The following is a 25,943-nucleotide window of genomic DNA, read 5'->3' on the forward strand; positions in this document are numbered from 1 at the left end:
AGGGCTCCGCGCTTCCGGCCTAGGGTTCGCGCCCGAGGCCCCAGGGGCTGAAAACGAGGAAACATCCATGAAGAAACTGCTTGTCGGCGTAGCCGCTGTCGCCCTTCTGGCGCCCGCCGCCGCCCTGGCGGGCGATGGTCACGACCATGCCTGCATCGACGACGCCTGCACCGTCTTCGAACTGTTCCAGACTCCGGACGCCTCAGGCGGCGCTTCGGGCTGGCAGGGAACCGAAGCGCCCAAATACGGGACCTGGGGCTTCGACCTGACGGGCCGCGACACCTCGGTGAAGCCGGGCGACAGCTTCTTCCGCTACGCCAACGGCGCCGCCTTCGACAAGCTGACCATCCCGTCGGACCGCACCTCCTACGGCTCCTTCGCCCTGCTGCGCGAACTGTCCGACAACCGGATGAAGGAACTGGTGCAAGGCCTGGCGGGCCGCTCTGACCTGACGGCTGGCTCCGACGAGCAGAAGATCGCCGACGCCTACCGTTCCTATATGGACGAGGCGCGCATCGAGGCGCTGGACGCCCAGCCGCTGCAGCCGTTCCTGGCCGCCATCCGCGCCGCCGACACCCATGAGAAGATCGCCGCCTATATGGGCCAGACCCAGGGCCGCGTCGGGTCGTCTCTCTTCGGCACCGGCATCACGATCGACCAGAAGAACCCGACCCGGTACGTCGTGGCTACGGGCCAGTCGGGCCTGGGGCTGCCCAACCGCGACTATTATCTGGACGCCCGCTTCGCCGATAAGAAGGAGAAGTATCAGGCCTATGTCGAGCGAATGCTGACCAATATCGGCTGGAACGATCCCGCCGGTTCGGCCGCCGCCATCGTCGCCCTTGAGGACCAGATCGCCGAAGCCCACTGGACCCCGGTGGAAAGCCGCGACCGCGACAAGACCTATAATGAATACTCGATCCAGACCCTGGCCGCCGACGCGCCGGGCTTCGACTGGAACGGCTATTTCAACGCCGCCGGTCTGGGCTCGATCGACCGCCTGATCGTGCGCCAGAACACGGCTATGCCCAAGATCGCCGCCGTCTTCGCCCAGACGCCGGTCGCGACCCTGCAGGCCTGGCAGGCCTTCCACACCACCGACGATGCGGCGGGCGCCCTGTCCAAGCGCTTCTCCGACGCCCAGTGGGAATTCCGTTCGCGCGACCTGTCGGGCCAGCCCGAACAGCGCAGCCGTGAAAAGCGCGCCATCAGCTTCGCCGAGGGCGCCCTGGGCGAGGCGGCGGGCCGTCTGTACGTCGCCGAATACTTCCCGGCCGAATCCAAGGCCAAGATGGAAGAACTGGTCGCCAATCTGCGCACCGCCCTGTCGCACCGCATCGACAACCTGACGTGGATGGGCGCCGAGACCAAGGCGGCGGCTCAGGAGAAGCTGCAGAAATTCACCGTCAAGATCGGCTACCCGAACAAGTGGCGCGACTATTCGGCGCTGGAGATCAAGGCCGACGACCTGTTCGGCAACAGCCAGCGCATGGGTCAGTTCCAGTGGAACTACCGTCTGTCGCGCCTCGACCAGCCGGTCGACAAGGACGAGTGGGGCATGACCCCGCAGACGGTGAACGCCTATTATAACTCGGCCAATAACGAGATCGTCTTCCCCGCGGCGATCCTGCAGCCGCCCTTCTTCGATCCGGACGCGGACCCGGCCGTCAACTACGGCGGCATCGGCGGCGTGATCGGCCACGAGATCGGCCACGGCTTCGACGATCAGGGCTCCAAGTCCGACGGCGACGGCGTGCTGCGCAACTGGTGGACCGAAGAGGACAAGGCCAACTTCAAGGCCCTGACCACCCGCCTGGGCGCCCAGTATGATGAGTTCGAGCCCCTGCCCGGCTTCCACGTCAACGGCGGCCTGACGATGGGCGAGAACATCGGCGACGCCGCCGGCACGGCGGTGGGCCTGGAGGCCTATCACCTGTCGCTGAACGGCCAGCCGGCGCCGGTTATCGACGGCGTGACGGGCGACCAGCGCTTCTTCTACGGCTGGGCGCAGGTCTGGCAGTCGAAGTACCGCGAGGACGCGCTGAAGAACCAGATCGCCACCGATCCGCACAGCCCGGCCGAGTTCCGCGTCATCGGCCCCGTGCGCAATATCGACGCCTGGTACGAGGCCTTCGGCGTCAAGCCGGGCGACAAATACTACCTGACCCCAGAAGATCGCGTCCGCATCTGGTAAGGACGCCGCCTGCTGAATGAAGAGGGCCGGAGCCGCGACGCTCCGGCCCTTTTTTCATGGACGCCGCACCGCAGCGCACACATTCTCGAACACTCTTCGATAGTCGTTGAGCTTCAGGCATGAAAAAGCCCGCTGCGGGGGATACATCGCAGCGGGCCTTCACGCTCTCTCAGGAGCGGACGTTTCCTCCCCGAAACGCCTTCAAGATGTCGCTGCGGCTCGCCGCTGCGCCTCTTGAGTGAGACCAAATGACGCCATTGGCCGGGGCGCGTCAACCAAGCGAGCGCCGAAAGCCTACGCTTTTATGACTAAACGCTGATAAGTCACGACGTCGTCATGGATATTATCGAAGGTTATTCGATAATGGAGCGCACCACGGCCACCAGTTGATCGCGCGCCACGGTCTGCTGTCCGGGACGTTCCGCCTTCCAGGCGTCGTTGTCCGCGATGGCGGCGGCGCGGGCGCGTCCCGCATCCAGATCCTTGATCGTCACCTGACCGGCGGCGATCTCGTCCCCGCCCAGGATGACGGCGGCCGGCGCCCCGCGACGGTCGGCGTACTTCATCTGCGCCTTCATGCCCGCCCGGCCCAGATAGAGCTCAGCGGCGATGCCCGCCGCGCGCAGTTCGGACACGGCGTCCAGATAGTGCTGCATGTCGTCCTCGGAGAAGACGATGGCCACCACCGGCCCGCGCGTCGCGTCCTCGGCGCCGCGTCCGGCCGCGCGCAGGGCCGAGGCCAGGCGCGACACGCCAAAGGAGAAGCCCGTCGCCGGGGTCGACTGGCCGGTGAAGCGCGACACAAGATCGTCATAGCGCCCGCCGCCGCCGATCGAGCCGAAGCGCACGGCCCGGCCCTTTTCGTCCTTGGTGTCCAGCAGCAACTCGGCCTCGAACACCGCGCCGGTGTAGTATTCCAACCCGCGCACGATGGTCGGATCGAAGCGCACGTCGTCCTGCGAAACGCCCATGGCGGTCAGGGCGCGGTCGATGGCGGCCAGTTCCTTGAGCGCCTCTTCGCCCGCGGCGCCCAGGGCCGCGCCCGATACGGCGTCCAGCACGCCAGCACGGCTGAGACCCGGCGCCTCGGCCGAGGCCAGGAAGGCTTCGATCGCGCCGATCACCGAGGCAGGCAGGTTGGCGCCCTTGGTATAGTCGCCGGATTCGTCCAGACGGCCCTCGCCCAGCAGCAGGCGCACGCCCTCGACGCCCAGGCGGTCGTATTTGTCCACTGCGCGCAGGGCGGTCAGCCGCTGCATCGGATCCGTGATCCCGCCCGCATCGAACAGGCCGTCGAACAGCTTGCGGTTGGAGACGCGGATCACCGCCTGCCCGGCCGCCAGCCCCGCCGCGCGCAGGCCCTCGCAGCCCATGGCGATGATCTCGGCGTCAGCCTCCGGCCGGTCCGAGCCGACAGTGTCGGCGTCGCACTGCCAGAACTCGCGGAAGCGGCCCGGCCCCGGCTTCTCATTACGCCACACCGGCCCATAAGCGTAGCGGCGGAACGGCTTGGGCAAGATCTCCCAGTTCTGGGCGGCGAAACGGGCCAACGGCGCCGTGTGGTCGTAGCGCAGAGCCATCCACTGATCGTCATCGTCCTGAAGCGCGAAGACGCCCTCGTTCGGACGGTCGGCGTCCGGCAGGAACTTGCCCAGAGCGTCGGCGTATTCGAACGCCGGAGTCTCCAGCGCCTCGAAGCCCCAGCGCTCATAGACTTCGGACACGCGCGCGACGATGCGGCGCTCGGCGGTCAGGTCGCGGCCGCGACGGTCGGCGAACCCGCGGGGAGCGCGGGCTTCGGGGCGGTTGGAGGCTTCGTCGGTCATGGGGCGGCGATTAAGCCATCAGTTCCGCCGCCGCAACTCACAGTCCGCGCGACGCTCTCAGGCCGTGCGGCGCAGCGGCAGATCGCGCCCATAGCTGAGGCGCCGCCACAGCCACTCGAACGGCCCCATGGTGAACTTCGACAGCCACAGCGGCGACCAGATCAGTTGCAGCGCCCAGACGCCGACGACGATGGCCCACTGCATCGGATAGTCGACCTGGCCGAACAGGCGCGGTCCCCACGGCATGTAGAAGATCGTCGTCATGATCAGGGTCTGGGTCAGATAGTTGGTGAAGGCCATTCGTCCCACCGGCGCCAGCAGCTTGCGCAGCCAGCCCACGCCGCGCGTCGTCGCCAGGATCAGCACCGACGCATAGCCCAGGGTGATGATCAGCGGATAGGAACCGACCGCCATCGCCCAACCGCCGGTCGCCTCGACCTCGGCCCCAGCCTGAATCTCCAGCCATTCCAGCACGCCCAGCAGGGCCAGCACCACAGCCCCGCCCGCCATCAACAGTCCATAGACGCGCATCGACATCCGGCCGTGGAAGAACCCCGCCTTGAACAGGCCCAGCCCCAGCATCATCAGCGGAACCGTCGAAAACACATACATCAGCAGGCTCATGCCCTGGCTGATCGCCCACGCCTTCAGATTCTCCAGCGCTGCGCCGGCCCAGCCGCTCTGATAGGCGGCGATGGACGCGGCCACCGCTCCGTCAGAAGCCCCGCCGCTGCTCATCGCCTCGGGGAAATGCGCCGTCAGCAGCATCAGCCCGGCCTGCAGGGTCGCCAGGGCGACGGTCGCCCCCGCTCCGATCCAGATCAGCCGCCTGGCCGGCATCGACCGCATCATCATCACAAACAGGCCCGACCAGGCGTAGAGCAACAGGATGTCGCCGTACCAGAAGGCCGCGCCGTGGATCAGGCCGAACAGGGCCAGGAACAGCAGGCGGCGACGCAGGACGCGCCCCTTCGCCTCATCGCCCCGCTCGCCGCCGACCAGGAAGATCGAGACGCCGAACAGCATGGAGAACAGGGTGACGAATTTCTGGCGGAAGAAGACGGCGATGATCCATTGCGCCACGCCCGACGCATCCGGCCCCGCCGGAAAGGGCGACTGGCCGCTGGTCATCTCAATCGCCATCATCGGCAAGGCGAAGGCGGCCGCATTGACCGCCAGAATGCCCAGCACCGCGGCGCCGCGCAGCACGTCCAGCGTGACGATCCGCTGGTCCGCCGCCACCGGCTTCGGCTGGGTCATCTCGACCTGGTCCCTCATGCTCGCCCCTATCCCTGCGTGAAGAGTTCGAGGCTTAGGCGGGACCGCCGCCGCAGTTCACGTTAAATTCCGGTAACGTCCCGCTCCTGCAGCACGCCCATGCGGTTCTTGACGACAGGCGCCGGGACAAAACCCAGCCAGGCGACGCACAGGCCGCCCCACAGCGCATAGCTGACGCCCACCATGACGGCCAAAGGCAGTCCCGCCACGCCATAGATCAACAGCGCCGTCTCGATCGCCCCCAACCCCTGAACCAGGCTCTGCGACGCAGCGCCCGCCAGGGTCGCCATGATCACAGCCATGATCGCCTGCATCGCCGCCGCCAGCAGGCCGCCGAACACGGTGAAGCGGCAGACCACCCCCAACCGCGTCGATGGACGGCCCGTCCTGGCGTGGCTGTTCAGCAGCAGCCACAGCCCGACCGGCGCCGCGATCAGTCCGACCGCCAGCATCACCAGCCGCCAGTCCGTGTCTACGCCCGACCACCAGTTCTCGGGCGGCCAGATGAACAGGGTCAGGATCGCCGGAGGCCAGGCCGCCGCCGCCAGGGCGGCCGGAACCAGGGCGCCCGCGCCGCGCCGCGGCGCCACGCGCTTCAGGCCCGGCAGGGAGGGAAGGGCGCCGGCCATCAGCGGGTCGGAACCGGCGTCTCGCCGGAATAGTCGTAGAAGCCGCGCCCGCTCTTCTTGCCCAGCCAGCCGGCCTCGACATATTTCACCAGCAGCGGACAGGGCCGGTATTTGCTGTCGGCCAGCCCTTCGTACAGCACGTTCATGATGGCCAGGGCCACGTCCAGCCCCATGAAGTCCGCCAGCTCCAGCGGCCCCATCGGGTGGTTGGCGCCCAGCTTCAGCGCCTTGTCGATCGAGGCCACGTCGCCGACGCCCTCGTACAGCACATAGACCGCCTCATTCATCATCGGCACCAGGATGCGGTTGACGATGAAGGCCGGAAAGTCCTCGGACTCGGTCGTGATCTTGCCGAGGCTCTCGGCGAAGGCGACCGCCGTCTCGAAGGTCGAGGCCGAGGTGGCGATGCCGCGCACCAGTTCGACCAGCTTCATCGTCGGCGCCGGCTTCATGAAGTGCAGGCCGATGAAACGCTCGGGCCGATCCGTCACCGAGGCCAGGCGGGTGATGGAGATCGACGAGGTATTGGACGCCAGCAGCGTATCCGGACCCAGCAGCGGCGTCAGCTCGGTGAAGACGCCCTTCTTGACGGCCTCTTCCTCGGACGCGGCCTCGATGACCAGATCGGCCTTGGCCGCCTCGGCCAGGGTCGCCACGGCGCTGATGCGCTGAAGGGCGGCCTGGGCCTCCGCCTCGGTCGACAGGCCGCGCGTCGCGCGCCGCGCCAGGCTGGCCGCGATCTCGCCCAAGGCCAGAGTCACCCGGCCCGGTGCAATGTCGTACAGCTTCACCTCATAGCCGCCGGCGGCCACCACCTGAGCGATGCCCGAACCCATTTGCCCGGCGCCGATGACGGCGACTGTCCTGATGGTAGTCATGAATTACGCATTGTATACGGTCCGCCAGTGACCTGTCGTCGGCACCTTAGGAGCCCGTTCGCGCCGCGCAAGGGCGGAAATGGGCGCCGGACGCCGAATCCCCGTTCCCGTGGCCCCGGTTCAACGACGTCCCCGCCTCAACTTCAGCCTCAGCCCAGCGACATGATCAGCATCGGCGCGACCGTCCGGTTGAACAACACGCTCAGGAACTGCAACGCCAGCAGGGCGATGATCGGCGTGATGTCGATGCCGCCCAGCGGCGGCACCACCCGCTGGATCGGCCCCAGGATCGGACGCGTCACCGTATCCAGCACATAGGCGATCTGGCCGACGAGGCGGTTGCGCGGATTGACCACGTCGAAGGCGAACAGCCAGCTCAGGATCGCCGAGGCGATGATGCACCAGATCATCAGGGTGACGACGGCGTTCACCAGCCAGACAAGGGCGAAACCCATGAGAAACTCCTGCTACGTTCACGCCGCTTCTAGCGGCCCGGCCGCCGATCGCCAAGGATTCGTGCGCGGCCCGTTGACACGCCCCCCTGGACGCTTCTATGTCCCGCGCCTGCCTGTCGGTCGGGGCCGTAGCTCAGTTGGTAGAGCGCGTCGTTCGCAATGACGAGGTCAGGGGTTCGACTCCCCTCGGCTCCACCAGGCACCGACCCAATGGATGGCGAATATAGCCGACGCCCAGTGGTTGACGGCGCTGCGGCAACCCAGTGGAAAACCGGGCGTTCTTCATGGCCATAGGACGCGCCATGACCTTTACCCAGCTCGACCCGCCTCTTCCGATCCACGTTCAGGACAAGGGGGCCGGCTACGCCTTCGCCGTTATCGATTATGGCCAGGAGCATAATCTGATCTGGGTCACCGCCATCAATGAGAGCGGCGAGATTTGGTGTGCGCCCAACCCAAAGGTCAGGATGATGGCCAACTGGACCATGGGACGTCGCAAGCCCGAAACCGCCGGCTCGAACTGCGCACCTGGCGGCCAGGGTTAGTTTTCGCGGTAGAAGTTGCAGTACCAGTCGACGAAGCGGGCGACGCCCTCCTCCACCGGGGTCGAGGGGGTATAGTCGAGGGCGGCCAGGGTGTCGGTCACGTCCGCCTCGGTGTCGGCCACGTCGCCGTCCTGCATGGGCATAAGGTTCAGCTTGGCCTTGCGGCCCAGCTTGGTCTCTAGAACCTCGATATAGCGCATCAGCGGCACCGGGCGGCCCGCGCCCAGGTTCAGGATGCGCCAGGGAGCGACGCCGCTGGTGGCCGGGTTGGGCGCGGTCGCGTCCCATGTCTGGTCGATGGCGGCCGGACGGTCGAGGGCGGCCACCACGCTGGTGACAATGTCGTCGACATAGGTGAAGTCGCGGCTCATCCGCCCCTCGCCATAGACGTCAATCGGCTCGTCTTTCAGGATAGCGCGGGTGAATTTGAACAGGGCCATGTCCGGCCGCCCCCAAGGGCCATAGACGGTGAAGAACCGCAGCCCCGTCGCCGGAAAGCCGAACAGGTGGGCGTAGGAATGGGCCATGGCCTCATTGGCCAGCTTGGTCGCCGCATAGACGGTCAGCGGATGATCCGCGGGCTGTCGCACCGAGAAGGGCAGGGCGCGGTTGGCGCCGAACACCGAACTGGTCGAGGCGAAGACCAGATTGGCGGCCCCGACCGCGCGGCAACCTTCTAGAATGCTGAGGAAGCCGACGACGTTGGAATCGACATAGGTCTCGGGCGCTTCCAAGCTGTAGCGGACGCCCGCCTGGGCGGCGAGATGGACCACCCGGCGCGGCTGGTGCTCGGCGAACAGGGCGGCGACGCCGTCGCGGTCGGCCAGATCCAGCGTGTGATGGCGGTAGTGCGAATAGGCCTGAAGCTGGGCCAGCCGGGCCTGCTTCAGCGTCGGGTCATAATAGGCGTTGAGGTTGTCCAGCCCGATAACGCGTTCGCCCCGCTCCAGCAGACGCCGGGCGGTATGGAAGCCGATGAAGCCGGCGGAGCCGGTGACCAGGACGGGATCGCTCATGATCGGCTGCGATAAACGGTCGCGCGGTCGGACGCCAGCGTCGGCGCCTTAAGGCAGCGCTTCAGCCACGGCGGGCGCGGGAGCCAGAAGCTGGGCCGAAACATTCAGTCCTACGCCTGCGATCATGCAAGCCGCGGCTGCGAACAGCATCAGACGCGCCCTTCTTGTCTCCGGCGCCAAAGGCCGGGCGAACAGCAGGACCAACAGGGCGACCAGGGCCAGGGCGCCCGGCAGGTCCATCCCCACGCCCAGGAAGACGAAGTGGCCGATCCCCGCCAGCCAGGCCCCGCCCAGCACTGTCGTGACCGCCGGCGGCAGGAGGCCGAGCGGCCGCGTCAGACTGGGGTCGATCATCGCCGCCAGCGCCGCCGCCGTCGCCGCTAGCAACACCGGCCAGACGAACAGCAGGGCCGCCTCGGGCGCCGCCCCCTGCAGGGCGCAGCCAAAGACGAAGACCAGAGCGATGAGACCCAGCCAGCCGCCCCAGGCCGACCGCTCGTCCTGGGGCCGTTCTTGGCCCGGCCATAGCGACAGGCCGACCGCGACGACGCCCAGCCCCAGCAGCACGGGGCTGAACCCGCCGATGATCAGGACCACGGCGGTCAAGACGGCGAGCGCCCCGCCCGTCACGCGCGGCCGCGTCCGGCGCGCGCCTGTCAGAAGAAGCAGCGCTAGAGCGACAATCGCCAAGACCGCCCCCGCCTCCATCCACGGCAGGCGGCGCAGCAGGGTGTAATAGACGTCGGGCGAGGCGGCGCGGCTCGACATCGGCCCGGCGAGCAGGCGCGTCGCCTGCAGCAGGATGACGCCGCCGGTCAGGAACCACAGCCCGTCCAGCGCGCCCAAACCGACCTGCTTCGCCGTCAGCCCTGCGCCTCGCCGCGCCCGCCAGGCCGCAAAACCGCCCAAGGCCGCAGCAAGAGCCAGCAAGACCCAGCCCGTCGCCTGCTTATGTGCGATCATCCAGCGGCCGAAGACGTCGGCATAGACCAGGTTCTCGCCCTTGGACGGCAGGCTGGACGCGCGCAGCAAGGCGTCGGCCGCCTCCAGCGCCTGAGAACCGAGGTGCTGCACCGCGCCCTGATCGAGATTGGCGGGCGTGGCGTTTGCGGCGTGATACTGGTCAGGGCGGCCGATGAAGGCCAGGTTCAGCCCGCCGATCCCCCGGTCCTTGGGCACGGTGAAGTCGGTGCCGTTGGGCATCCGCTCATACATGAAGGCGGCGATGGAGGTGGCGGTGGTCCCCCCGTCGGCTTTCGCCGCCGCACGGCGGAACAGTTGGACCGTCGGCCCCGCCTCGCGCCCGGTCTCGAACATGGCGGCGCGGCCGCCGCCGCCTCGCGCCTCAAGATTGACCACCGCCCCGATGCGATCACGCAAGGGATGGCCGCCGAAGAAGACCCGCGCCCCGTCCAGGCCCAGTTCCTCCGCATCGGTCAGCAGGACGACGAGGTCGCGCTCGGCCGGGCCGCGCGCCTGGATCGCCCGCACCGCCTCCAGAATGGCGGAGACCCCGGCCGAATCGTCGGCCGCGCCGGGCGAGCCGACCACAGTGTCGTAATGGGCCATCAGCATGACGGCGGGCTGCTCGCGATCCTTGCCCGGCAGGACGCCGATCAGATTGACCGCCTGATTGTCCGCCGCACCGGGATCGCCGCCTGCGCGCTCCAGCCGCTTGACCGAGGCGGGCGACAGCGGTCCCGCCTGCTCGCTGACCTGAAGCCCCAGCTGCGTCAGGCGGTCGTTCAGATAGGCGCGGACCCGCGCATGTTCCGGCGAGCCGACCGGGTGCGGGGCGCGGGCGATCTGTTGGATGTCGATCATCGCCCGCCCGGCCGAGAAGGCGACGGCGGGCGCGTCCGCCGGTCGGGGCTTCGGCGTCTGAGTGGTCCACACCGCCAGCAAGAAGGCGAGCGTCAGCGATCCGAACAGCAGGGCCAGCCGCATGAGAGATCCTCCCCGATCCGAGCGGCAGTAGGACCAAGCGAACGCCGGATGGCAAGAGGGCGGCGACGGGTCTCCCCGCCGCCGCCCTCAAGTTTGGTCAGCCGGTGAAGGCTTAGAAGCGCTTCGACAGCTCCACGCCGTACATGCGCGGCTCGTTGACGAAGGCCGTCAGGTTGTTGAAGTCGATGGCGCCGATGACATTGGCCTCGTCCGTGATGTTGCGGACATAGACGGCCGCCTCCAGACCCCGGTTCAGGTCGCGCCAGCCTGCGCGCAGGCCGCCTTCGAAGTTGGCAGCCTGACGGAACTCGACCGCCTCATAGAGGAAGAGGTTGAAGTCCTTCTGCATCACCCAGTCGGTCGAGGCGAACAGTTCCTGATCGTCGCCGATCGGGCGGACGTAGGACAGGGTCAGGTTGGCCGAATACTCCGGCGCCTGCGGGAAGGGATTGCCGTCGATGTTGGCGCGATCCGTGCCGCCGACATTCACCATGGGGTCGGTGATGGTGCACAGGTGGTTGCCGCAGATGGCGACCAGCAGGTCCTTGTCCTTGATCTCGGTGTGGTTCCACGCCACGCCGCCCGCCAGGGTGAAGCCCGCGCCCAGATAGACGTCGCCGTCGATCTCCAGACCGTACCCCTGACCCTTGTCGGCGTTGATCAGGCGGTTGGAATTGTCGATGCCGCCGATGGCCGTGAACTGCATGTCCTTGACGTCATACAGATAGGCCGTGGCGTTCAGACGGGCGCGGCCGTCCCACAGGCGGGCCTTGAAGCCGGTCTCATAGGACATGACCGTTTCCGAATCCGCCGTGGTCAGCACCGGCAGGTTGCGGCCCTGGATCGACGGACCGCGATAGCCGCTGGCCACGCGGGCGAACAGGTTCAGGCTGTCGTTGACCTCATACAGGGCGCTGACGTCCCAGCTGACCTGCTCGTCGCCGACCGAGACCTGGCCTTCTGCATTGGCGGGCGTGCCGACCACGATGCGGCCGTGATAGTCGCGGCTGTCGTCGGTATAGCGCAGGCCGCCGGTCAGCTTCAGAGCGTCCGTGACCTGATAGTTGGCCTGACCGAAGACCGACCAGGAGTCCGACTTCTGCACGATGTCGGTGACCTTGGTCGGCATGATCCCGCCGACGCCGTCGAACGTGCCCGACACCAGGTTGATGCGCTCGTCCCAATAGAAGGCGCCGACCTGCCAGCCCAGACGGCCCGCGCCGTTCGAGGTCAGGCGCAGCTCATAGGTATTCTGCAGCAGGTCGCTGGACAGGGTGCCCGACTCGACCGGGAACGGGGTCTTGTAACCCGCGCCCGCCGGGGCGCCGGCCGAGACGCCGCCGTCGATGTCGCCGTCGCCCTGGGACCAGCCCTGGAAGGAGCCGACCACGCCGGTCAGGGTCGCCGGGCCGAAATCATAGGCGACCTGCAGCGACTGGGAGGTGGTCTGCTGCTTCTGGAAGTTGTTGCGGCCGCCGTCATACCAGACCGTCTCGCGGTCGAAGTTGTCGTTCAGCTTGTTCGAGCCCTTGGTCAGGACGTTGGCGCGGTTCATCGTGCCGGTGCCCACATAGTCGCGCGCCTGCAGGGTCAGCAGGGTCGACAGGCGGTCGGTCGGGGTCCAGGCGACATGGATGCGGCCCGCCACATCGTCGAAATTGCCCAGGTCCTTGCCGTCCTTCTTGGCGAAGGGGGCGTCATAGGCGTTGTTGATATAGTCGTCGCGGTGGTTCCACAGGGCCGCGACGCGGACCGACAGCGTATCCGAGGCCGGCAGGGTCACAGCCGCCTCGGCCCGGGTCGAGCCGTAGTTGCCGTAGGTGATCGAGCCGAAGCCGGTGAAATCATCGCCCGGCTTGGTGGTGTCGATCTTGATCACGCCCGCCGGGGTGTTGCGGCCGAACAGGGTGCCCTGCGGTCCGCGCAGCACTTCCAGCTGCTTCACGTCGAACAGGGGGAAGCCCTTCAGGTAGACGCTTTCCAGAACCAGTTCGTCCATCACCATCGACACCGGCTGAGAGGCGGTGAAGTCGAAGTCCACATTGCCCAGGCCGCGGATATAGAAGCGCGGGGCGTAGCGGCCGTTGGAGCTTTCGACCTGCAGGCTGGGCACCCGGCCCGACAGTTGCAGGATGTCGCCGCCGCCGGCGTTCACGGCGTTCAGCGTCTCGGTGTTCATGGCGGTGACGGCGAAGGGCACGTCGCGGATGCTTTCGCTACGGCGCTGGGCGGTGACGACGATGTCGCCGACAGCGGCGGCCTGCTCAGCCTGAGCATCGGACGATTGGGCCAAAGCTGGTGTGGAAAGCAGCAGAGCCAGGCCGCTGGCGGAGGCGGCGAGAACTGAGAGACGCGTCATCGAGATATCCCCTTCTTGATGATCTTGGGCGGGTTAATTCGCCGCAGCCCCTAGGCCCGAAGCCCAACTGTTTCCAGCCCAGAAGCGCCGCCCCGCATGAACCTTTCGCGACAGAGCCACAGGCCAAAGGAAACCGGCGTTCGATTCATTCCCGACCAGGTTGCGACATTGTGCGCCGCAGCAGGACATGCAAAGCAGATCGGCTGCGCCCGAACCTCGCTGAACGCCGCAGGAGACGCTCATGCCCCCCGTCGCCCCCTCCCGCCGACGTTTCCTCGCGGGCGCCGCCGCCCTGCCCCTGATCTGTGCAACGCCCGCGTTCGGCCGCGATGAGTCCGCCTCGGTTATCGGCCGCGCGCGCGCCCGAGTTTTGGCCCGCGTTCTGGCCCGCGTTCTGGCCATGTCCGACCTGCATTCGGCCTATGAGCGCAGCGCCCAGGTACTGGCCGCCCTGCGCGCCGAGGTGCGCAGCCAGCCGGTTCCGCACCTGATCGCTCTGGACGGCGACATCTTCGAGCATGGCAATGTCGTCTCGGTGCGGTCGCAGGGCGCGATCGACTGGGCCTTTCTGACCGCCCTGCCCTCCATCGCGCCGACGGTGGTCAATCTGGGCAACCATGACAACGATCTGACGCCTGACCTGCACGACGTGGTCGCGAGAATGCGCGGGCTGGGGATCAGCGTCATCAGCAACATCATCGACGCGCGCACCGGTCAGCCCTACGCCCCCGCCGCAACCGAGATCGCCTTGGGCCAGCGACACCTGCGCATCATCGGATTCGGCACGAATTCGCTGAACACCTATCCCAAGGACAGCCGCGACTGGCTGTCGATCCCCGACCCGACCGACTGGGCGCGCGCCCACCTGCCGCCGCTGCTGGACGGCGCAGACCTGACGCTGGTGATGAGCCACGCCGGCGTGGCGGGCGACCGGGGGATGCTGTCCGCCCTTCCCGACGGCGCCCTGATGATCGGCGGACACAACCATCTGCTGTTTCAGGAGCCGCTGGGCCGCGGCCTCTACGCCCACACCGGATCGTGGAACAACGCCTATACGGCGGCCGACTATCTCAGCGATGGAAGCGTTCGGGCCCAGTCACGCAGCATTACCCTGAACGGTCCCGCCGACCCGGCTCTGGCCGCCCTTATCCGCACGACGCTGGAGCAGCATCTGACCGTGCAGGAACGCGCCGTCCTGGGGACCAGTCCCGCCGCCCTGTCGCTGGGCGACACCGGCCGCGCCGTGGCCGCCGCCTTCGCCCGTTTCGCCGGAGCCCAGGCGGGCTTCATCGGCCATACGACGCTGGGGACGGGCCTGCCCGCCGGGCCGGTCAGCCGCTACGCCTTCGACGCCGTCGTGCGGTTCGACGGCAAGCTGATGGCCGCCGAGGTTCCGGCCGCGCGCCTCAGCGAACTGACCGCCCTGGCCAATCAGGACCGCGTCATGCCCTTCGCGCGACGCACCGGCGACTTCGTCTACGGCGCGGTTCAGGGCGACGAGAAGCGCGATACGATCCGCATCGTCACCACCGACTGGTGCGCCCTGAACCAGCAGGAGTATTTCGGTGTCGCCGATCTGGATTTCACCGAGGTTCCCGGCCCCGGCGTCAAGGCCGTCGCGGCGCAGGGCCTGTTGCAGGCCTGAACGTCATACTTGAACGTCAGGCCGCCCGACGATAGGCCGAGGGCGACTTCACATAGAGGCCGCGCCGTCCCGCCACGGGTCTGAAGGCGATGCTGTCGCCGTCGGGGCGCTCGTCCATGCCCAGGAACAGGCAGCCGTCATCAACCAGCCGCCGCTCCAGCCCGTCCAGCAGACGAGGCCGTCGTTCAGGCGTCATGTCGCCGAGCACATGACGGCAGAAGATGATGTCGAAACGCCCCTCGTCGCGCGGCTCGTCCAGCAGATTGGCGCGTTTGAAGGTAATGGCTGCGCGCAGTTCCGGCAGCGCCCGCCACTGATCATCGACCTGCTCGAACCAGCGCAGCATGGTCCGCGCCGACAGCCCCCGCTGAATCTCGAAGGAGCTGTAGAGGCCCGACAAGGCCTTCTCGATCGCCTGACGCGACAGATCCGTGGCCAGCACCTCGACCCGCGCACCGGCCTCAAGGGCGGCGATGGCCAGCGAATAGGCTTCCTGACCCGAACCGGCGCCCGCCGACCAGATCCGCACCGGCCCGCCGCGCGCCGCCGTCAGGGCGGGCAAGAGCTCGCGCTCCAGCACTTCAAAGGTCGCCCGGTCGCGCCGGAACCAGGTCTCGCCGTTCAGCAGGGCCTCGATCACCCCCCAGCCGAGCGACGCCACCGGGCGGCTCCACAGGCTGGCCAGCATGGCCTCGACGTTGTGATAGCCTTCACGGCGCGCGACCGGCCCCAGCCGATGTTCGGCCAGTTGCATCCGCTCTCGCGACAGGCGGTATCCCGCGCGCGAGGCCAGCAGAGCTTGAAGACGTTCAAAATCCTCCGGCGTCATGACGGCGACTGAATCGCTCCCACTTCGGCGAGCTTGGACTGCAGGATGTCGCCGTCGAACGGCTTCATAACATATTCGTCCGCCCCGGCGGACAGGGCTTCGGCGATGCGGTCGGCGCGCGTCTCGACCGAGCAGAACAGCACCTTGGGATCGCGCCCGTCGGGCAGGGCGCGCAGGCGGCCCAGAAAGGTCATCCCGTCCATGATCGGCATCTGCCAGTCCAACAGCACCACGTCCGGCATGGCGCCGACGCAGACCTCCAGCGCCTCGGCGCCGTCAGCCGCCTCCTGCACCTCAAAGGCGAGGTCTTCGAGGATGCGACGGGCCACCTTGCGGATGATCCGGCTGTCATCGACGATCAGACAGGTCTTGGGGTCCACGGGACTCATTCTCGCGAAAAGCGAATAACGACGATATTCACGTCAGAATGGTCTGACGCCGGTTAACGGAAGGTTGGCTCAGTCCGCCAGAGGCAGGCGGACGATCAAGGCGACGCGGCCGTCCTCGACCGTGGTCTCCAGCCGCCCTCCGGCGTCGCAGGCCGTCAGCCACAGCCAGTAGGGCTGAATCCACTGCCCGGCCAGACCCTCCGTCAGACGTTCGCCCTTCAGTCCGGTCAGGGCCTCTGCCTTGAGCCGCGCCCGCGCGCCTTCGGCCGAGCCGATCAGGATCAGCTGGCCGCCTTCGCGCCGCACGGCGACCGTGGCCGCTCCGCCCATCGGCAGGGCGCCGACCGTCAGATAGGCCAGGTTCAGCAGGGCGCGCGCCTGAAGCTTGGTAAAGGTCTCCTCGCCGACGCGCCAATCCAGCGTCGCCCGCCCGCCATCGGTCAGGCCGGTCAGCAGGCCGTGCAGTTCAGTGCCGGAAAACTGTTCGCTGGAGGTGGCCGCGCCAAAGGCCACGCGGGCGAAATGGACCAGGGCCACCATCTTGGCCGCGCTCTGCCGGATCAGCCCCAGCGCATCATCGCGCATGTCCTGAGCGCTCGGGTCGTCCAACAGGTCCAGCCCCGACATGACCGCGCCCGCCGGGCTGATGAAGTCATGGCACAGCTTGGCGGCGATGAAGGCGGCCAGTTCGGCCCCATCGACAGGCAGACTGGCGACAGGCAGGTCGGCGATGGAAGGCGATGAAGTCAGGTCGGACACGGCGTTCGGCGGCATGGTTTGCAAAAGGTTAAGGCCAAGGTGGCCTGATTTGCCGGTTCTTGAAACCGGCCGCATGGGTTATCGGGTGCGGCATGACCGTCCCCGCCTCCCCCTCCGCCTTCGCCGAACTTGAAGACGACCTCGTCTCGGGACGGCTGACCGAAGCCCTGGCCGACATCGCCGAAGAGGCGGCCCAGCTGATCCTGCCCTACTGGCGCGCCGGGACGACGGCCGAGATCAAGGCCGATGACAGCCCCGTCACCGCCGCCGACCGCGCCGCCGAGGCGCTGATCCTTGAACGTCTGACCGCCCGCTGGCCCCAGGTTCAGGCTGTCGCCGAAGAGGCCGCCGCCGCCGACGGCCTGCCCCCCTCGGTCGGCGAGTGGTTCTGGCTGATCGATCCGCTGGACGGCACCAAGGGCTTCATCCAGGGCCGCGAGAGCTACACCGTCAACATCGCCTTGGTGCGAGCCGACGCCCCGGTCGCGGGCGTGGTGACGGCGCCCGCCCTGGCCCTGACCTGGCGCTCGGTCGCGCGGGGCGAAGGGGCCCAGCGCCGCGCCTTTGGAGAAGCCTGGAAACCGGCGCGGGTGCGCGAACGCCCGCAGGACGCAACCGCCCTGGTCAGCCATAGCATCAGCGACGAGGACGCCGAGCGCCTGGCCGGACGCAACGGCTGCCGTCTGTGGCAGGGCATGGATTCCTCGTTGAAATTCTGCCTGATCGCCGAGGGTCGCTACGACGCCTATCCCCGCACCGGCCCGACCTGCGAATGGGACACCGCTGCGGGTCAGGCGGTGCTGGAGGCGGCCGGCGGCCGCGTCCTGGCCGAGGACGGCCGCCCTCTGGCCTATGGCAAGCCCGGCTTCCTGAACGGCCCCTTCTCGGCCATCGGCGCCTGAAGCGCCTCAGACCTGGGCGTCGACGCGGGCCATCTCGATCTGAGCCGACAGACCTGCGGGCAGGTCGCGCTCCGGCGTCGCCGCCAGCGCCTCCAGCTCCGCGCGGTCGCGCGGGCGGATCAGGGCGCTGGACACGCCCGGATCGGTCAGGGCGTAGGCCAGGCAGATAGCCTCGGCGGTCCAGCCCCGCGTCTGATGCAGGAAGGCGAAGGAGCCGCGCTGCGCTTCTTCCGCCGGTCCCCGCCCGCCCAGGCCGAACAGGCCGCGCTTTCTGGGCGCCCCGGCTTCCGCCGCCTTGCGTTCGGTCGACAGGCTGTCGGGAAAATAACCGTAGACGAACAGGTTCATCTGCCGCTCCAGCGCGGCCCGCATCCGGGCGCGCACCCGCCATTCGATATTGGCGTGGAAGGGGGTGAACAGGGCGTCGAACGCCCCGGTCGAAACATAGAGGTCGCTCACCTCTTCATCGCCCGCCACGCCCAGCATCCGCACATGGCCCGCCTTGCGGATCGTCTTCAGCGCCGTCAGCGCGGCCTGCGGCAGTTCATTCTCGCCCGGCCGGTCCAGCACGGCCAGATCGAACCAACCCAGCCCCGAGGCGTGCAGCCCCTGCTCGATCTCTCGCCCCAGGCTGATCGGCGAAAAATCGCGCCCGGCGCCCAGGTTCACGCTGGCGATGATCAGACGCCGCTCGACATGGCCCAGGGCCTCGCCCGCCGCCTGCAACAGCGCCGGGTCGACGCTGTCGAAATGGTAGGCGTTGATGCCCGCCTCCAGGCCCGCGAAGATCATCTGACGCACATGCGCCGCGCCGCGCGCCGTCACATCCGCCCCCAGGCATAAAGTCAGGTTGGAGACGGCCGCCCCCGATGTTCCGAAGGGGCGATAGCGCATCGATCAGCCCGCCTCGGCCGGGGCGGAGGTCTCCAGCGCCAGGGCGTGCAGTTCGCCGCCCATCTTGCCCTTCAGGGCGGCGTAGACCAGTTGGTGCTGACGCACCCGGTTCAGACCGCGAAACGCCTCTGACACGATGCGGGCGCGATAGTGGTCGCCGTCGCCGGCCAGATCCTCGATGGCGATGTCCGCGTCGGGGAAAGCCTCGGTCAGATGGGCGCGAAGATCGTCGGCGGACATGGGCATGATGAAAGCACTCCGGAAGGCGACGGGCCGGCGAACCGGCCCGAGAATGTAAAGCTTACCCGGCCCCGCCGGTCCTGTCAGCCGCCCCTCCGACCGCCTCGACCAGCCCGCCTTTGGGCCGCTCGAACAGGGTGACGACCGAGCCCTTGTAGTCGGCATGACCATAGGGGCGGTAGCCGACCCGTTCGGCCAGTCGGATGGAGGCAGCGTTGTCGGGCGAGATCATGCAGACGGTGCGCGGCTCCGATCTGTGCTGGTCGGTCCAGCCCAGCGCCGCCTGCAGGGCCTCGCGCGCCATGCTGCGCCCCTGAAAGGCCGGCGCCACGCCCCAGCCCAGCTCCGGCGCGTCGAACGGCGGCGCCATGTCGCGACGATAGTCCAACACGCCGACGCTGCCGACATAGGCTCCCGTCGCCGTCTCGCGGATCGACCAGTTGCCGTAGCCCTTGACCTGCCAGTGGCCGACATCGCGCAGCAGGCGGAACCAGACCTCCTCCTCCGACAGGCCGCGCCCCATGATGTGGCGGGTGAAGCCGGCGTCGGCCCACAGGGCGGTCAGGTCATCCATGTCGCCCACGGCGACGGGCGTCAGCGTCAAACGCTCGGTCGAAAGAACGGTCACATCAGTCCCAGTTGCTTAAAGCTGGCCACGCCTTCGCGGCCGACGATCAGATGGTCATGGACGGTAAGGCTGAGGGCGCGGGCCGCCTCGATCACCTGTTTGGTCATGTCGATGTCCGCCCGGCTGGGCGTCGGATCGCCCGAGGGGTGGTTGTGGACGATGATCATGGCGCTGGCCGACAGCTCCAGCGCCCGACGCACCACCTCGCGCGGATAGACAGGGGCGTGATCGACCGTGCCCCGGTTCTGGATTTCGTCGAGGATCAGCTGGTTCTTCTTGTCGAGATAGAGGACGCGGAACTGCTCGCGCGGTTCGTGCTGCAGCGACAGCCGCACATAGGCAAGCAACGCCGTCCATGACGAGATGACGGTGCGCCGGTTCGCCTCCTCCTTGGCCACCCGGCGGGAGACCTCATGCAGGGCCGCCAGGTCCAGCGCCGTCTCGGCGCCCACCCCCTTGGCCCGACCGCGCGAGTCCTCGGCCTTGACCGTCATCAGATCCTCAACCGAGGCCGCCAGCACCGCCGCCAACGAGCCGAACCGGGTCAGCAGGGCCTTGGCCACCGGCTTGACGTCGCCCTGCGGCTGACTGCGGAACAGGAACAGCTCCAGCAGCTCATAGTCCGGCAGATGATGAATGCCCGCCGTGCGTGCGCGTTCGCGCAGCCGCTCGCGATGCCCGGCGTGGTGCGGCCTGGCCTTCGGTGGTTCCGGCGATTTTTCTGGCGGTTGATCGAGCATCAGCCCCCCCCGAGGGGAGACTAGCTCAGAATTTCGGGCGGAACAGGCCCTTGGGCGAGGCGGTGAAGATTTCCAGCCCGTCCTCGGTCACGCCGATCGAGTGTTCGCATTGCGACGACAGCGATTTATCGCGGGTCACGGCGGTCCAGCCGTCCGACAGCACCTTCACCGCAGGCTTGCCCAGGTTCACCATCGGCTCGACCGTGAAGAACATGCCCGGCTTCAGCACCGCGCCCTCGCCGCGACGGCCGTAGTGCAGAACGTTGGGGCTGTCGTGGAAGACCCGGCCGATGCCGTGGCCGCAGAAGTCGCGCACCACGCTCATGCGCTGGGCCTCGACGAACTTCTGGATGGCGTAGCCGATGTCGCCGAAGGTGTTCCCCGGCTTGATCTGGGCCAGACCCAGGTCCAGCGACTCATAGGTGACGTCGATCAACCGCTTGGCGCGGGCGTTGATCTCGCCGACCGGATACATGCGGCTCGAATCGCCGTGCCAACCGTCGACAATGACCGTGTGGTCGATGTTGACGATGTCGCCTTCCTTCAGGACCTTGTCGCCGGGAATGCCGTGGCAGACGACGTGGTTGATCGAGGTGCAGACCGTCTTGGTATAGCCCTTGTAGCCCAGGCAGGCGGGCGTGCCGCCGTTGTCCAGGGTGAACTCGCGCACCAGATCGTCCAGCTCGCCCGTGGTCACGCCCGGCTTCACGTGCTCGCCGATCATGTCCAGCGCCTCGGCGACCAGACGGCCCGCCTTGCGCATGCCCTCGAACCCTTCCGCGTCATAGATGCGAATCTCGTGGCTGCGGACGAAGACGTCGGTTTCCAGGTCAGGGGTCTCGTACATGCTCGGCTTTCGGGGAGGCGCGCGCTCCGCAATCAGGCGGATCGGGCGAAGAAACGACTTTCAGAACTTCAGATGGTCAGACTAGCACAAAACCTCAAGCCCGTCAGGGTTCGCCGCTGACGCAAGGGCCCTCGTTTCCTATCTAGGCGCCATGTCCCAGCCCCAGCCCTCTCCCACCGCCGCCGTCCTGATCATCGGCGACGAAATCCTGTCGGGCCGCACCCGCGACACCAATCTGAACACCCTGGCCCGCTTCCTGGCGCCGCTGAGGGTCGACCTGATGGAGGCGCGGGTGGTCGGCGACCGTCAGGACCAGATCGTCGCGGCCCTGAACGCCCTGCGCGCAGCACACGACTATGTCTTCACCACCGGCGGCATCGGCCCGACCCATGACGACATCACCGCCGATGCGGTCGGCGCCGCCTTCGGCGTGCCGGTGAATGAACACCCTGAGGCGCTCGCCATCCTCGAGCGCCGCTATGCGCCCGGAGAGTTCAACGCCGCCCGGCGCCGCATGGCCCGCGTGCCCGAAGGCGGCGTCCTGATCGCCAATCCCGTCAGCGACGCGCCGGGCTTTCAGGTCGACAATGTCTTCGTCATGGCGGGCGTGCCCAAGATCATGGAGGCCATGCTGGACGACGTGGCCCCGCGCCTGAAGACCGGCGCCCCGGTGCACAGCCGCGCCCTTCGCGTCACCGGTGTCGGCGAGGGCGCCGTGGCCGACATCCTGCGCGCCGCCGCCGAGGCGCGCCCCCACCTGTCCTTCGGCTCCTATCCCTTCGGCTTCAGCAGCGGACATACCGCCGACGAGGTCGGAACCCAGCTGGTGATCCGAGGTCGAGATCAAGCTGAAGTTGACGCAGCGGAACATGATTTATCTGCCGAACTGCGTTCTTCGGGCATCATAATTGCCGCTACGTAACCTCACCAAGGTGTGAAATTGCGCGCCTTTTGCGCCACGCTTTTGCCGGGAAGCCGTCCGACACCAGCCTTGGACGCAACGCTTTCATGACACGGACGCTGTGGTGAACAGCGTGGCGGCTCTCCCCGAACCAAGGCCGTCCGCCTTTTTTCAATGGTCGGCCCACGACATAGGTGAAGCGTAAATGACCCCCAGGAACATGGCCCGCCTCGGCGGCCTGGCTCTGACCACCGTCCTGATGACGGGCGTGGCGGCCCCGGCCTTCGCAGGCTCCTTCTATCTGCAGGAACAGTCCGTGCGCGGCGCCGGACGCGCCTTCTCCGGCGAGGCCGCCGATCGCGGCGTCGGCTCGCTGTGGTGGAACCCCGCCTCGATCGCCCGCAGCGGTCGCGAACTCTCCCTCGGCCTGCACGCCATCAAGATCGATTCCGAGGTGCGCAACACCGGCTCTTACGTCACCTATCCGGGCGGCGTGGACGTGCCGGTGGTCAACCCGCGCAACACCGAGGTCGACCCGATCGAAAGCGGCCTGGTGCCGAACTTCGCCTTCGCCACACCGATCGGCGATCGCTTCGCACTGGGTGTCTCGGTGGCGGCCCCGTACAACTTCACCACCAAGTACGAGCAGGGCTCCTTCGCCCGCTATGACGCCCTGACCTCGGAGCTGCGCTCGGGCGACGCCAGCCTGACCCTGGCCTATCAGGTCAACGACTGGCTGGACGTCGGCGCCGGGCTGAACGCGCAATACGTCAAGGCCAAGCTGACCTCGGCCATGCCGTCGGTCTCGCCCCTGCTGCCGGACGGCTCCTCCTCGCTGGAAGGCGACGGCTGGGACTTCGGCTGGAACGTCGGGGCCCAGGTCCACAAGGGCCCCTGGGACTTCGGCCTGTCCTACCGCTCCAAGATCGAGCACGAACTGGACGGCGACGTGGCCATCGTCCTGACCGGCCCGCTGGCGCCCAACAGCGTCACGACCAGCGGTACGGCCAGCTTCAACACGCCGTGGTTCGCCTCGGCCTCGGTGCGTTACGCCGTCAACGACAAGCTGACGCTGAACGCCCAGGTCAACCGCATCGGCTGGTCCGAGTTCCAGGCCATCACCGTCGAGTATCCGAACGGCGGCGACGTCATCCATCAGAACTACAAGGACGTCACCACCGGCGCCATCGGCCTGGACTACGCCATCAGCGACAAGACCACCCTGCGCGCCGGCGTCGGCTACGACCCGACCCCGACCCGCGACAGCCTGCGCACGGCCCGCATCCCCGACGCCGACCGCTGGCTGTTCTCGGTCGGCGGCTCGACCAAGGTGACCGAGGGCGTCACCTTCGACGCGGGCCTGACCTACATCGCCTTCAGCGACTCGACGATCCACGACGACCGCGCCTTCTACGCCGGCACCCCGGCAGCCGTGACCTCGCACCTGCGCGGCGAGGCCGAAGGCTCGGCCCTGGTGGCCTCGATCGGCGCCCGCTGGGCCTTCTGATCCTCGCCTGACGGCGGATATGGAAACGGCGGCTCCCGCAAAGGAGCCGCCGTTTTTTCATTCTGCATTGATCGTAGCGATCAAGCCTGGGCGCTATGGCCCTTGCCGCCGTTCGACGGGCGGCGACGGCGCGGACGACGCTGCAGTTCGCCGACCGGCTTGGGCTCGGCCGCAGGGGCGGCGCGCACCGACGACCGGGCGCGGTCGCCCGCCATCGGATCATAGGCGACCGCCGGGCGTTCGGCCGCAGGCGCGCCGTTGCGGCCACGACGCTGGCGGTGCGGCTGACCGCCGCCCTCCTGCTTGACGCCTTCGCGATGCGGGTTGCGCCCGCCGCGGCCACGTCCGCCCCGGCCCTCGCCGTCCGAGCGGCCTTCACGTTCGGGCAGGGTCGCCTTCTTGGCCACGCCCGCCGACATGATGGAGGCGTCCAGCTGGGCCAGGGCCTTATCGTTGCGGCGGTCGATCGCGGGAATCTTCTGGCGCGTAACCTTCTCGATATCCTTCAGCAGCTTCATCTCGTCGCCGGCGACGAAGCTGATGGCGGTGCCGTCCTTGCCCGCGCGGGCCGTGCGGCCGATGCGGTGGACATAGGCTTCCGGCACATAAGGCAGCTCGAAGTTCACCACGTGGGTGACCTTGTCCACGTCGATGCCGCGTGCGGCGATGTCGGTGGCGACCAGAACGCGCAGCTTGCCGTTCTTGAAGGCTTCAAGCGCGCGCTCGCGTTGCGGCTGGCTCTTGTTGCCGTGGATAGCCCCGGCCTCGACGCCGCCGGCCTCCAGATAGGCTGCGACCTTGTCGGCGCCGTGCTTGGTCTTGGTGAAGACCAGGCAGCGCGTATAGGCGGGGTCCGAGAACAGCTCGGTCAGCAGGGCGCGCTTCTTGCCCTGTTCGACCCAGATCACCGACTGTTTGATTCGCTCGACCGTGGTGGCCTGCGGCGTGACCTGCACCTTGACCGGGTCCTTCAGCAGTTCGCCCGCCAGCTTGCCGATCTCCGACGGCATGGTGGCCGAGAAGAACAGGTTCTGGCGCTTGGCCGGGATGCGGCTGACGATCTGGCGGATCGGCTTGATGAAGCCCAGGTCCAGCATCTGGTCGGCCTCGTCCAGGACGAAGATTTCCGTCTGCGACAGGTCCAGCGTCTTCTGCTGGATGTGGTCCAGAAGGCGGCCCGGCGCGGCGACCAGGACGTCCAGACCCTGTTGCAGGGCGCGTTCCTGCGGGCCGTATTTCACGCCGCCGAAGATGACGGCTACGCGGAAGCCCAGGTGGGCGCCGTATTGCTTGAAGCTGTCGGCGATCTGGGTCGCCAGTTCGCGCGTCGGGCTCAGGATCAGGGCGCGAGTGGTGCGCGGCTTGGGCGCCACGCGGTTTTCGGCCAGGCGGTGCAGGATGGGCAGGGCGAAGGCCGCGGTCTTGCCGGTGCCGGTCTGGGCGATGCCCAGCAGGTCCTTGCCCTTCATCACGTCGGGGATGGACTTGGCCTGGATCGGCGTCGGCTTCTCATAGCCGGTCGCGGCTAGGGCGGTCAGAAGAGCCTTGTTCAGGCCCATGGATTCAAAAGTAAGAGTGTCGCTCACGTCTGTCTTTCACGAACGGCGGCGCGCGCGTCTGGACGAACCAGACCTTCACAAAAGGGCGCACGTCGCCTGCCCGAAATCGGGCGGGGAACGGGCGCCGCCCCGCGTGTATGGACGACGTATGAAATCGAATGATCCGGCCGCTCGACAGACAGGCCTTCCGGTCAGGGAAGCCCAAACACGCGCTGGAACGCGCCGGTCACCGCATTGTGCGATGCAGCGCAGATGGGCCTCAATAGCGGCCAAGTCAAGGCGAACGCGGCGAAAGCTACAACAGATTGACCGCCAGATTGACGGCCAGGGCCAGGATCACCGTGTTGAACAGCCAGGCCACGATGCTGTGGACGGTGGCGATGCGGCGCAGGCGCTGGCTGGAGATCTGCACGTCGGCCGTCTGGTTCGCCACGCCGATGATCAGGGCGAAGTGCAGGAAGTCCCAATAGTCGGCGTCTTCCTCTCCCGGAAACATCAGGCCCTGTCGGTCGCCATCGTCGGCTTCGGCGGGCGCATAGAATTCATGCGCGTAATGCAGGGTGAAAATGGTCTGCACGAACAGCCAGCTCAGGGCGATGGTGGCCACGGTCAGAACCGCCGCCGTCGCCGTCGGCTTGCCGCCCGACGCCGCCATGAAGACGATGACGAAGACGCTGGCCCCCGCCGCCAACAGGCTGAGCGGCAGCACCGCCCCGCCTGCCTGATCCAGCTCCGCCGCCCGCGCGCGAATCTCCGCCACCGATCGGGTTCGGCTCAGCCGCACGAAGGTCAGCAGCAGAAAGGCCGCCACGCCCGCGTCCCAGGCGACCGCCAGCCGCACCGGCCAGCCCCATGCTACGGGCGAAACGGCGCTCGCGGCCGCCATTACCGCCAACCCCAACCACAGGGCGAAATGCAGACGAAAGAGGCGCGCGACCGATTTCATGACGGCATGATTGCGCCGTTCCGCACGGAA

The 25,943-nt window shown here is 67.7% G+C and carries 24 protein-coding genes and 1 tRNA gene; 7 read left to right on the forward strand and 18 right to left on the reverse strand.

The window, feature by feature from the left end:
* The first annotated feature begins 67 nt into the window (after positions 1-67).
* On the forward strand, positions 68-2,194 hold the full coding sequence (locus H556_RS0109660; RefSeq protein WP_024354223.1) for a M13 family metallopeptidase: 2,127 nt from the start codon (positions 68-70) through the stop codon (positions 2,192-2,194).
* 353 nt (positions 2,195-2,547) lie between these two features.
* On the opposite strand, the gene hisS is transcribed toward H556_RS0109660, so the two are convergent.
* The 5 genes from hisS to H556_RS0109685 all read right to left on the reverse strand — a co-directional run bounded on the left by hisS (position 2,548) and on the right by H556_RS0109685 (position 7,260).
* A complete protein-coding gene (hisS, locus tag H556_RS0109665) occupies positions 2,548-4,020 on the reverse strand; it encodes a histidine--tRNA ligase (protein ID WP_024354224.1) in 1,473 nt (490 codons plus the stop codon).
* A 57-nt stretch (positions 4,021-4,077) separates the two neighbouring features.
* Positions 4,078-5,298, reverse strand: a complete 1,221-nt coding sequence (locus H556_RS0109670; RefSeq protein WP_024354225.1) for a DUF418 domain-containing protein — start codon at positions 5,296-5,298, stop codon at positions 4,078-4,080.
* 62 nt (positions 5,299-5,360) lie between these two features.
* Positions 5,361-5,927: a hypothetical protein gene (locus H556_RS0109675; RefSeq protein ID WP_024354226.1), complete on the reverse strand. Its 567-nt coding sequence runs from the start codon at positions 5,925-5,927 to the stop codon at positions 5,361-5,363.
* The gene (locus H556_RS0109680; protein WP_024354227.1) at positions 5,927-6,805 is read right to left on the reverse strand and encodes a 3-hydroxybutyryl-CoA dehydrogenase; all 879 of its coding nucleotides are present in this window, start codon (positions 6,803-6,805) and stop codon (positions 5,927-5,929) included. Before H556_RS0109680 ends, H556_RS0109675 begins: the two co-directional genes overlap by 1 nt.
* 149 nt (positions 6,806-6,954) lie before the next feature.
* Positions 6,955-7,260 (reverse strand): YggT family protein, encoded by a 306-nt coding sequence (locus H556_RS0109685; RefSeq protein WP_003168329.1) that lies wholly within the window; start codon positions 7,258-7,260, stop codon positions 6,955-6,957.
* Positions 7,261-7,382: 122 nt separating this feature from the next.
* Between H556_RS0109685 and H556_RS0109690 the strand changes: the two genes are divergently transcribed.
* Together H556_RS0109690 and H556_RS0109695 are read left to right on the forward strand one after the other, a co-directional pair.
* Positions 7,383-7,458, forward strand: a tRNA-Ala gene (locus tag H556_RS0109690).
* A gap of 104 nt (positions 7,459-7,562) precedes the next feature.
* A complete protein-coding gene (locus H556_RS0109695) occupies positions 7,563-7,805 on the forward strand; it encodes a hypothetical protein (protein WP_024354228.1) in 243 nt (80 codons plus the stop codon).
* Here H556_RS0109695 and H556_RS0109700 read toward each other — a convergent pair.
* The 3 genes from H556_RS0109700 to H556_RS0109710 form a co-directional block, all read right to left on the reverse strand.
* Positions 7,802-8,821 carry an NAD-dependent epimerase gene (locus tag H556_RS0109700; protein WP_024354229.1) on the reverse strand — a complete coding sequence of 340 codons (1,020 nt, stop codon included), beginning with the start codon at positions 8,819-8,821 and terminating at the stop codon, positions 7,802-7,804. The two genes, H556_RS0109695 and H556_RS0109700, sit on opposite strands and share 4 nt — an antisense overlap.
* Before the next feature lie 48 nt (positions 8,822-8,869).
* Positions 8,870-10,768: a M20/M25/M40 family metallo-hydrolase gene (locus tag H556_RS0109705; RefSeq protein ID WP_024354230.1), complete on the reverse strand. Its 1,899-nt coding sequence runs from the start codon at positions 10,766-10,768 to the stop codon at positions 8,870-8,872.
* Between the two features lie 112 nt (positions 10,769-10,880).
* A complete protein-coding gene (locus H556_RS0109710; RefSeq protein WP_024354231.1) occupies positions 10,881-13,127 on the reverse strand; it encodes a TonB-dependent receptor in 2,247 nt (748 codons plus the stop codon).
* 241 nt (positions 13,128-13,368) lie between these two features.
* Between H556_RS0109710 and H556_RS0109715 the strand changes: the two genes are divergently transcribed.
* Entirely contained in the window at positions 13,369-14,772 is a 1,404-nt protein-coding gene (locus H556_RS0109715) for a metallophosphoesterase (RefSeq protein ID WP_024354232.1), read from the forward strand.
* A gap of 16 nt (positions 14,773-14,788) precedes the next feature.
* Here H556_RS0109715 and H556_RS0109720 read toward each other — a convergent pair whose 3' ends face one another.
* The 3 genes from H556_RS0109720 to chpT all read right to left on the reverse strand — a co-directional run bounded on the left by H556_RS0109720 (position 14,789) and on the right by chpT (position 16,764).
* The gene (locus H556_RS0109720; RefSeq protein WP_024354233.1) at positions 14,789-15,601 is read right to left on the reverse strand and encodes a CheR family methyltransferase; all 813 of its coding nucleotides are present in this window, start codon (positions 15,599-15,601) and stop codon (positions 14,789-14,791) included.
* Positions 15,598-15,990 (reverse strand): response regulator, encoded by a 393-nt coding sequence (locus H556_RS0109725; RefSeq protein WP_029673484.1) that lies wholly within the window; start codon positions 15,988-15,990, stop codon positions 15,598-15,600. The genes H556_RS0109720 and H556_RS0109725 overlap by 4 nt, the downstream gene beginning before the upstream one ends.
* A 69-nt stretch (positions 15,991-16,059) precedes the next feature.
* On the reverse strand, positions 16,060-16,764 hold the full coding sequence (gene chpT / locus H556_RS0109730; RefSeq protein WP_024354235.1) for a histidine phosphotransferase ChpT: 705 nt from the start codon (positions 16,762-16,764) through the stop codon (positions 16,060-16,062).
* A gap of 77 nt (positions 16,765-16,841) precedes the next feature.
* Here chpT and cysQ point away from each other — a divergent pair, with 77 nt between their 5' ends.
* A complete protein-coding gene (gene cysQ, locus H556_RS0109735; protein ID WP_024354236.1) occupies positions 16,842-17,651 on the forward strand; it encodes a 3'(2'),5'-bisphosphate nucleotidase CysQ in 810 nt (269 codons plus the stop codon).
* Between the two features lie 6 nt (positions 17,652-17,657).
* Here cysQ and H556_RS0109740 read toward each other — a convergent pair whose 3' ends face one another.
* Genes H556_RS0109740 through map form a run of 5 tightly spaced genes read right to left on the reverse strand, consistent with a single transcriptional unit; the run spans position 17,658 to position 21,000 of the window.
* The gene (locus tag H556_RS0109740) at positions 17,658-18,545 is read right to left on the reverse strand and encodes an aldo/keto reductase (protein ID WP_024354237.1); all 888 of its coding nucleotides are present in this window, start codon (positions 18,543-18,545) and stop codon (positions 17,658-17,660) included.
* Positions 18,546-18,548: 3 nt separating this feature from the next.
* Positions 18,549-18,791, reverse strand: a complete 243-nt coding sequence (locus tag H556_RS0109745; protein WP_024354238.1) for a BolA family protein — start codon at positions 18,789-18,791, stop codon at positions 18,549-18,551.
* A 55-nt stretch (positions 18,792-18,846) separates the two neighbouring features.
* Positions 18,847-19,413, reverse strand: a complete 567-nt coding sequence (locus H556_RS0109750) for a GNAT family N-acetyltransferase (RefSeq protein WP_024354239.1) — start codon at positions 19,411-19,413, stop codon at positions 18,847-18,849.
* Entirely contained in the window at positions 19,410-20,153 is a 744-nt protein-coding gene (gene radC / locus H556_RS0109755) for a RadC family protein (RefSeq protein WP_024354240.1), read from the reverse strand. The genes H556_RS0109750 and radC overlap by 4 nt, the downstream gene beginning before the upstream one ends.
* A 25-nt stretch (positions 20,154-20,178) precedes the next feature.
* Positions 20,179-21,000 carry a type I methionyl aminopeptidase gene (gene map / locus H556_RS0109760; protein WP_024354241.1) on the reverse strand — a complete coding sequence of 274 codons (822 nt, stop codon included), beginning with the start codon at positions 20,998-21,000 and terminating at the stop codon, positions 20,179-20,181.
* Between the two features lie 151 nt (positions 21,001-21,151).
* Here map and H556_RS0109765 point away from each other — a divergent pair, with 151 nt between their 5' ends.
* Complete coding sequence (locus H556_RS0109765; protein ID WP_024354242.1) at positions 21,152-21,922, forward strand: competence/damage-inducible protein A; 771 nt, start codon at positions 21,152-21,154, stop codon at positions 21,920-21,922.
* 184 nt (positions 21,923-22,106) lie between these two features.
* Positions 22,107-23,408, forward strand: coding sequence for an OmpP1/FadL family transporter (locus H556_RS0109770; RefSeq protein ID WP_024354243.1), 1,302 nt, complete (start codon positions 22,107-22,109; stop codon positions 23,406-23,408).
* Positions 23,409-23,488: 80 nt separating this feature from the next.
* Here H556_RS0109770 and H556_RS0109775 read toward each other — a convergent pair whose 3' ends face one another.
* On the reverse strand, positions 23,489-24,967 hold the full coding sequence (locus H556_RS0109775) for a DEAD/DEAH box helicase (RefSeq protein WP_024354244.1): 1,479 nt from the start codon (positions 24,965-24,967) through the stop codon (positions 23,489-23,491).
* 295 nt (positions 24,968-25,262) lie between these two features.
* Positions 25,263-25,913 (reverse strand): DUF1345 domain-containing protein, encoded by a 651-nt coding sequence (locus H556_RS0109780; RefSeq protein ID WP_024354245.1) that lies wholly within the window; start codon positions 25,911-25,913, stop codon positions 25,263-25,265.
* Positions 25,914-25,943 lie beyond the last annotated feature (30 nt).

This window comes from Brevundimonas naejangsanensis DSM 23858 (assembly GCF_000421705.1).
Classification (GTDB): domain Bacteria; phylum Pseudomonadota; class Alphaproteobacteria; order Caulobacterales; family Caulobacteraceae; genus Brevundimonas; species Brevundimonas naejangsanensis.

What these genes read in the sequence shown, in the direction of transcription:
- H556_RS0109660 (WP_024354223.1), top strand. Translation starts at nt 68, where the DNA reads ATGAAGAAACTGCTTGTCGGCGTAGCCGCTGTCGCCCTTCTGGCGCCC.
- hisS (WP_024354224.1), bottom strand. Translation starts at nt 4,020, where the DNA reads ATGACCGACGAAGCCTCCAACCGCCCCGAAGCCCGCGCTCCCCGCGGG.
- H556_RS0109670 (WP_024354225.1), bottom strand. Translation starts at nt 5,298, where the DNA reads ATGAGGGACCAGGTCGAGATGACCCAGCCGAAGCCGGTGGCGGCGGAC.
- H556_RS0109675 (WP_024354226.1), bottom strand. Translation starts at nt 5,927, where the DNA reads ATGGCCGGCGCCCTTCCCTCCCTGCCGGGCCTGAAGCGCGTGGCGCCG.
- H556_RS0109680 (WP_024354227.1), bottom strand. Translation starts at nt 6,805, where the DNA reads ATGACTACCATCAGGACAGTCGCCGTCATCGGCGCCGGGCAAATGGGT.
- H556_RS0109685 (WP_003168329.1), bottom strand. Translation starts at nt 7,260, where the DNA reads ATGGGTTTCGCCCTTGTCTGGCTGGTGAACGCCGTCGTCACCCTGATG.
- H556_RS0109695 (WP_024354228.1), top strand. Translation starts at nt 7,563, where the DNA reads ATGACCTTTACCCAGCTCGACCCGCCTCTTCCGATCCACGTTCAGGAC.
- H556_RS0109700 (WP_024354229.1), bottom strand. Translation starts at nt 8,821, where the DNA reads ATGAGCGATCCCGTCCTGGTCACCGGCTCCGCCGGCTTCATCGGCTTC.
- H556_RS0109705 (WP_024354230.1), bottom strand. Translation starts at nt 10,768, where the DNA reads ATGCGGCTGGCCCTGCTGTTCGGATCGCTGACGCTCGCCTTCTTGCTG.
- H556_RS0109710 (WP_024354231.1), bottom strand. Translation starts at nt 13,127, where the DNA reads ATGACGCGTCTCTCAGTTCTCGCCGCCTCCGCCAGCGGCCTGGCTCTG.
- H556_RS0109715 (WP_024354232.1), top strand. Translation starts at nt 13,369, where the DNA reads ATGCCCCCCGTCGCCCCCTCCCGCCGACGTTTCCTCGCGGGCGCCGCC.
- H556_RS0109720 (WP_024354233.1), bottom strand. Translation starts at nt 15,601, where the DNA reads ATGACGCCGGAGGATTTTGAACGTCTTCAAGCTCTGCTGGCCTCGCGC.
- H556_RS0109725 (WP_029673484.1), bottom strand. Translation starts at nt 15,990, where the DNA reads ATGAGTCCCGTGGACCCCAAGACCTGTCTGATCGTCGATGACAGCCGG.
- chpT (WP_024354235.1), bottom strand. Translation starts at nt 16,764, where the DNA reads ATGCCGCCGAACGCCGTGTCCGACCTGACTTCATCGCCTTCCATCGCC.
- cysQ (WP_024354236.1), top strand. Translation starts at nt 16,842, where the DNA reads ATGACCGTCCCCGCCTCCCCCTCCGCCTTCGCCGAACTTGAAGACGAC.
- H556_RS0109740 (WP_024354237.1), bottom strand. Translation starts at nt 18,545, where the DNA reads ATGCGCTATCGCCCCTTCGGAACATCGGGGGCGGCCGTCTCCAACCTG.
- H556_RS0109745 (WP_024354238.1), bottom strand. Translation starts at nt 18,791, where the DNA reads ATGCCCATGTCCGCCGACGATCTTCGCGCCCATCTGACCGAGGCTTTC.
- radC (WP_024354240.1), bottom strand. Translation starts at nt 20,153, where the DNA reads ATGCTCGATCAACCGCCAGAAAAATCGCCGGAACCACCGAAGGCCAGG.
- map (WP_024354241.1), bottom strand. Translation starts at nt 21,000, where the DNA reads ATGTACGAGACCCCTGACCTGGAAACCGACGTCTTCGTCCGCAGCCAC.
- H556_RS0109765 (WP_024354242.1), top strand. Translation starts at nt 21,152, where the DNA reads ATGTCCCAGCCCCAGCCCTCTCCCACCGCCGCCGTCCTGATCATCGGC.
- H556_RS0109770 (WP_024354243.1), top strand. Translation starts at nt 22,107, where the DNA reads ATGACCCCCAGGAACATGGCCCGCCTCGGCGGCCTGGCTCTGACCACC.
- H556_RS0109775 (WP_024354244.1), bottom strand. Translation starts at nt 24,967, where the DNA reads ATGGGCCTGAACAAGGCTCTTCTGACCGCCCTAGCCGCGACCGGCTAT.
- H556_RS0109780 (WP_024354245.1), bottom strand. Translation starts at nt 25,913, where the DNA reads ATGAAATCGGTCGCGCGCCTCTTTCGTCTGCATTTCGCCCTGTGGTTG.